The sequence below is a fragment of the Streptomyces sp. DvalAA-14 genome (genome assembly GCF_900091855.1).
Classification (GTDB): Bacteria; Actinomycetota; Actinomycetes; order Streptomycetales; family Streptomycetaceae; genus Actinacidiphila.
Genome location: NZ_FMCH01000279.1, coordinates 1 through 5,792 on the forward strand (window position 1 = coordinate 1; position 5,792 = coordinate 5,792).

Genomic DNA, 5,792 nt, shown 5'->3' on the forward strand with positions numbered 1-5,792 from the left:
TCTCCACGGTGCCGTTGGGGAAGTGGGTGCTGGTCGAGCCGTCCGCGTTGGTGGTGGTCAGACTGCCGTCGGCGTTTTGGGTGACGGTGCTGCCGTCGGGGAAGTGGGTGGTGATCTCGCCGTTCCCGCTGACGGTGGTGGTCGAGCCGTCGGGGTTGGTCAGCGTCTGACCCGGGCCGAGTTGGCTGGTGGTCGTGGTGCCGTCGGCGTTGTGCGTGGTGATCGTCCCGTCGGGGTTGACGGTGGTGGAACTGCCGTCCGGGAACTGGGTGGTGACGCTGCCGTCGGCGTTCTGGGTGGTGACGCTGCCGTCCGCGTTGCGTACGCCGGTGGCGCCGGGGCCGGGATTGGTGAAGAAGTCGCCGGAGCCGGGGGTGGGCAGCGGGCCGTTGGGCGTCAGGAGGCTGCTGTCACCGTTCAGGCCGGTCAGCGGGCCGCCGCCGCCCGGGCCGCCCAGTCCGTTCAGGCCGCCGAGCCCGTTGCTGATGCTGTCGCCGAAGCCGTTGAGGCCGTTGTCCAGTCCGGTGCTGAAGTTGTTGAGGTTGTCGCCCAGGCCGTTCAGGCCGTTGTTCAGGCTGTCGCCGAAGCCGTTGAGCCCGTTGTTCAGCCCGTCGCCGAAGTTGTTGAGGTTGTCACCCAGGCCGTTGAGGTTGTTGCCGAGGCCGTTGAGGTTGTTCCCCAGCCCGTTGAGGTTGTCGCCTAGGCCGTTCAGCGAGTTGTTGAGATTGTTCTGCTCGTCGTTGGCCTTGTCCTGCTGGATGTCGGCCTTCTCCTGCTGGAGATCCTGGGCCAGCGAGGTGGTGTCGGTGTCCTCGAAGGCGAAGGTGGTGTCCCAGTTGGGGTCGAGCACGCGGGACCACGACTGCTGGAGGGTGGTGACGTCGGCGCGGGCCGGGGTGTCGAGATTCGTCTCGATGTTGGTCTGCCACCGCTTGACCGCTTCGTTGGCGGCACCGGACCAGGTGCTGGTGTCCTTGAGGTTGCCCCAGGTGGTGGCGTCGCTGTAGTTGGCGTTGGTGGTGTACGACTGGATGGGCGCGGTCGGGTTGCCCATGTAGCCGCCGTACGGGTTGGGCGCCATGTAGCCGACCACGCCGGGTGCGTTGTGCACCGAGACCCAGTCGGTGATCTCGGTCATCACCTTGTACAGCACCTCACGGGTGTCGCCGCTGACGATGTCCGAGGTCGAACTGCCGTCCGGGTGCGTCACGCTGATCGGGGTGCCGGTCTGGTTCATGTACTTGCTCAGCGAGTCGTTCATGCTCTGCAGCGCGGTGTGCAGCGCCACTTCCGCGCCGATCACCGAGTCGCCGTGCTTGGTCGTGGAGACGTACCCCGTGGACACCGAGGTGTTGGCGGGGGAGAAGCCGGGCGGGATCAACTCGGACGTGTAGTTGTCGTACTTGTCGTGCAGGTCGTTGATCAGGTGCCAGAAGACGCCGGCCGCCTGGCCTTTCCACGCCGCGTTCTCGTCACCGAGGCTTTCCGCCCACTGCTTGAGCGTCTCGGCGTGGTTGGTGAAGAACACCCCCGCCTTGTCGAAGGACTTGGCCAGGGTGCTGAAGCTGGTGAGGTCGACGCCGGCGTCCGGGGTCGGATCGCCGCCGACATCGGTGCCGGAGGTCACCCCGGCGGTCTTGTACGGTGACGCCACCAGGTCGGCCAGCGCGGCCGCGGAGCGCTTCCAGTACTGGCGTCCGTCGGTCTGGTCCTTGAAGGTCACCGTCGCCTGGTACTTGCCGACGTCGGTCCCGGTCCCGGAGTAGAACTGGATGTCGAAGCCCATGCCGTCGCCGTGCGCCGTGCTCTCGGCGTGCAGGCTCATCCCGACCGATTTGATCTCCACGTCCAGCCACGGGATGCCGCCCGCCCCCTTGCTGCCCTCGATCGCCGAGCGCTCGGCCAGCGTGAAGCCGGTCATCAAGTTGATGATGTGTTCCCAGTTGTCGGCTGCCATGGCGGGGCCCTCCGGGGATGTGCTCAGCGGAACGGGGTCGGGGCGGACACGGGCAAGTACTGGGTCAGGGAGTGGTGTTGGGCGGACCCTGCTGGGAGCCGCCGCTCAGGGTCGAGTCGTAGTCCTTGATCGCGGTGAGGAACTTCTGGCCGTCGATGTCCGCCAGGCTGTCGCCCTGGGTCTTGAGCATGGTGGTGATCACGGTCTCCAGCTCGCGCTTGAGATCGTTCATCGCGGTGTTGTGCTTGTTCAGGACCTGGTCGATCGCCTTGGCGGCGGCCTGCGCGTTGGCGATCACGGTCTTGCCGCCGGTCGAGTCGTCACCGCCCATCTGCCCCATCAGCACCGGGTGCGGGGACGCGCTCACGTCGTAGAGCGCCGGCGGGTTCTGGCCGGCCGCACGCAGCGCCACGATGTCGTTGATGAACGTGGTCACGTCGTTGTCGATGAACGCCTGCAGGGCTTGCGAGTCGAGCTTCGTCAGATCGGCCATGCTGGTTGCCTCCTCGCCGCGGGACGGCGGTACGGCCCAAGGACCCGCCCCGGGCGGTGCGCGGGGCGGGTCTGGGAACCGGTGGGACGTGGGTCCGGGACGACGGTCAGAACTTGATCTCTTCGAAACCCTGCGAGTTGCGGTACACCGTCTGCTTGTAGTTGTCCGAGATCCCGTCCAGCGTCTGGGCGTGACTGCTCAGGATGGTGCTGAGCGAGGCGACCTCGGCGTTCCAGGTCGGCTGGACCTTGTTGGTGTAGATGTCGCGGTCCGGGCCGAGCCAGGAGCCGACGATCGTGGCGAGCTCGCCCTGCAGATCGCTCAGGATCCCCGAGATGCGCTGGGTCTGGTCCAGCATCTCCTGGGAGAAGGTGAGACTCTGGCCGTGGTCGATGTAGATGCCGTCCTCGGCGGACATGGCACTCCTGAAGGTCGAGGGGGTGGGGTGGTCGCGAACCGGGCCGGGAACGTCAGCTGGTCATCGCGGAGTAGACGCCGTCCGAGGTCGACCCGTGGGTGATCGACAGGTGGCTCTGCTGCTGGACCGCGCCGAGGTTGTCGCTCTGGGCCTTGTTCGACGCCTGGAGGCTGTTGTCGAGCTGGTCCTCCATGGCCTCACAGGTGGCCTTGATCCGGTCGACCTCGGACAGCCAGGTGTTCATGACCTGGGCGTACGCCTGGCCGTCGGGGCCCTGGTAGTGGCTGCTCAAGGTGGCGGCCGCGTCGCGGACCTGCCCCTGGACGGCGGTCATACGGGACCGGGCGTTCTCCAGGGACTGGACCGCCTGGCTGTAGGTGGCGGTCGATGACTGCTGAAGATTGCCGGACGGGGTGCTCATACCGATGTCCTTCCCCAAATGCAGGCGGCACCGGTTCCGTGCCACCCGGTATGCGACGCCGTCGGGCGTCGGGTCCTTACCGGGCGGACAGCGGTTGGTGACGCACTCGAATTGCAATCGCGCGTCAGCGTAGGACTCGCGTCAACCCGCTTGCAAGGAAACAAATATGACGATGCATCAGAATCTGTCGCCAGAGTTCTGGCCACGGAAGCGAGAATGCTGCGGCGACATTTCCGCGGCATGAGAAGCATCTGAACTCAGGTTTTCGGGAGGACGGCGGTCGAGGCTGCGGTCCGGGCGGCGGCCCGGCTCGCGGTCCGGGCAGGGGTCGCGCCGCCGGCCGGGGTCGCGCAGCCGGGGGTCCCGGTGGTGTCGGACCGCCCCAGCACCGCGTCCTGCGGGGACAGATCGGGCCCGGTGGGCAGCATCGCCAGGAGCGGCGAGGGCAGTTCGCGGGCGGCGCCGAGGTCGTAGCCGAGCGCCTTGGCCGCCGCGGCGGACGGGATCAGGTACTTCACCCCGGCATCGGTGACCAGGTACGTGGTGGCGCCGACCTGGCCGCCGCCCGCGCCGAGCGCCCGCACCAGGCTGCCGCCGTCCGGGGGCACCACCACCGCGTCCACCGGCAGGCAGGCGGGGGCGGCCGGGGCCTTCGCGGTGGCCGCCGCCGGATCGGTGAGGGCGGCCGAGGACACCAGCGCGAGGCTGATCCGGTTGCCGCCGCCACCGTTCGGCGAGCCGGCCGCGCCCGAAGGGACGCCGTCGTCGTCCAGCCGTACGCAGGCCGCCTGCCCGTCGCCGACCGGCAGCAGAGCCGGCGGCGCGGCCGGCAGCACCTCGTTGCCGGCCACCGAACTCCCCGGCACCAGAGCCTTGTTGAGCGCGTCCGCGGCAATCGGCACGGCCACCGGAGCGGCGCCCCGGTAGGACGCCTCCCGCTCGTCCGGGCCGCTCAGCGCCAGCGCCGCCTGGGTGGTGCTGATCGGGACCAGGCCGGCTCGCTGGAGCAGGTAGTACTGCTCGGCCGAGCCGGGCGTGTCCACCACGAAGACCTGCCCGACCCGGGTCGGCCGGCCGTCCAACTCCGGCCCGGCCGCGCCCTGCCCGGGTACGGCCGGCGGCGCCAGGTCGGTACTGGCCGGCAGCGCGTCCAGGAAGGTCGCCGACACCGGCAGCGGGTCGGCGGTGCCGTAGCCGAGCGCGTCCGCGGTGGCCGTGCCGGCCGCCAGCCGGAAGCGGTTGCCGTGCCACAGCAGGTAGTACGTGCCGTCCGGGCCGCTGACCAGCAGCGCCTGCCCGCCCCCCAGGCCGGTACCGGGCTGGTCGGAGTCCACCACCAGCGAGGTTGCCGCCACCGGTTGGCCGCTGTCGTCGGGCCGGGTCGCCGCGCACACCTGCCAGCCGCCCGCGTCCAGGCCCCCGGCCGGCGGCAGCGCGTCCGGGGCACCGTCGATGCCCACCGCGCTGCCGTGCGGGGTGCCGGCCAGCGAGGTGCGCGGCACCGTACGGGACGCCAGCTCGGGGCCCACGATCAGCCGCGCGGAGGCGTAGTTGCGGATCGGCCGCAGCGTCCCGTCGTACAAGTACCGGTTGCCGGTGCCCTGTTCGACGATCAGGGTCTTGGGGTCCTGCCAGGCCGTCGAGCCGCCCGGTGAGATGAAGCCGAACACCAGGAAGCCGACCGCGACCAGCACGCCGAGGGCGCCGCCGAGCACCATCCCGCGATTGGTACGGCTGTTGGGGCTCTCGGGGGCATCCGGGTCGCTGCGCATCAAGCCGGTGGTGAGCCGGGCGACGACGAAGCGGTGGGCCTGTACCTGATCGCGCCTGCTCTGCACGCTCCTGCCCCCTCAGCCCTTGATTCCGCGCAGGTCGGAGTACACGTCGAGCACCCACAGCACCGACGGCAGCACCCCGATCGCCGCCGCGGACTGCACCAGGTCGCCCGCCCGCCCCCAGTGCGGCAGCAGCCGCCGCCCGGGCACCGTCCACGACACGACCGTCACCGCGACGGCTACCGCCAGCAGCGCGGCGACCGCGCCGAGCTGCCCGTCGGCGCCGTGCCGCCGGGCCGCGCACACGAACAGCAGCACCGCGCCGAACGCGCCCGGCAGCACCAGCGCCAGCCGCTGCCAGGCGTTGCCGAGATTGCGGCCGTGCAGCAGCAGCACCAGCGCCAGCAGCCCGCCGGTCAGCAGCTGCGGGGTGCGGGGGTGGTGGGCCAGTCCGGCCAGGCAGGCCGCGCAGATCACGCCGACGGCCGCGTACAGGCCGGTCATCCAGCGGTCGGTGGCCGTGGTGCGGGCGGTGATCTCGCCGCTCGGGTACGGCTCGATGCCTTCCTGCAACTGATCGGCGTTGGTGGGCAGCGGTGGCAGCCGCAGCCCGGACAGCGAGAACGACAGCATCGGCACGAACGCCCCGAAGACCACCGCGGGCACCGCGACCGCGGCGGCGGCCCGGTCCGGGCCGGCGTCCGTGGTGAGCATCAGCACCGCGCCGA

At 70.2% G+C, this 5,792-nt stretch carries 6 protein-coding genes; all 6 read right to left on the bottom strand.

Annotated features, from left to right (window positions below):
• The coding region (locus GA0115240_RS14345; protein WP_176725075.1) for an AAWKG family protein at positions 1-1,957 on the bottom strand (1,957 nt) is incomplete at its 3' end.
• 64 nt (positions 1,958-2,021) lie between these two features.
• Complete coding sequence (locus GA0115240_RS14350) at positions 2,022-2,450, bottom strand: type VII secretion system-associated protein (RefSeq protein WP_093737064.1); 429 nt, start codon at positions 2,448-2,450, stop codon at positions 2,022-2,024.
• 106 nt (positions 2,451-2,556) lie between these two features.
• Positions 2,557-2,868, bottom strand: coding sequence for a WXG100 family type VII secretion target (locus GA0115240_RS14355; RefSeq protein WP_093737065.1), 312 nt, complete (start codon positions 2,866-2,868; stop codon positions 2,557-2,559).
• Positions 2,869-2,920: 52 nt separating this feature from the next.
• The gene (locus GA0115240_RS14360; protein WP_093737066.1) at positions 2,921-3,289 is read right to left on the bottom strand and encodes a WXG100 family type VII secretion target; all 369 of its coding nucleotides are present in this window, start codon (positions 3,287-3,289) and stop codon (positions 2,921-2,923) included.
• A gap of 257 nt (positions 3,290-3,546) precedes the next feature.
• Positions 3,547-5,127 carry a type VII secretion protein EccB gene (gene eccB / locus GA0115240_RS14365; RefSeq protein WP_093737067.1) on the bottom strand — a complete coding sequence of 527 codons (1,581 nt, stop codon included), beginning with the start codon at positions 5,125-5,127 and terminating at the stop codon, positions 3,547-3,549.
• Between the two features lie 12 nt (positions 5,128-5,139).
• Positions 5,140-5,792: type VII secretion integral membrane protein EccD (gene eccD / locus GA0115240_RS14370; protein WP_107407146.1), on the bottom strand; the 653-nt coding region annotated here is incomplete at its 5' end.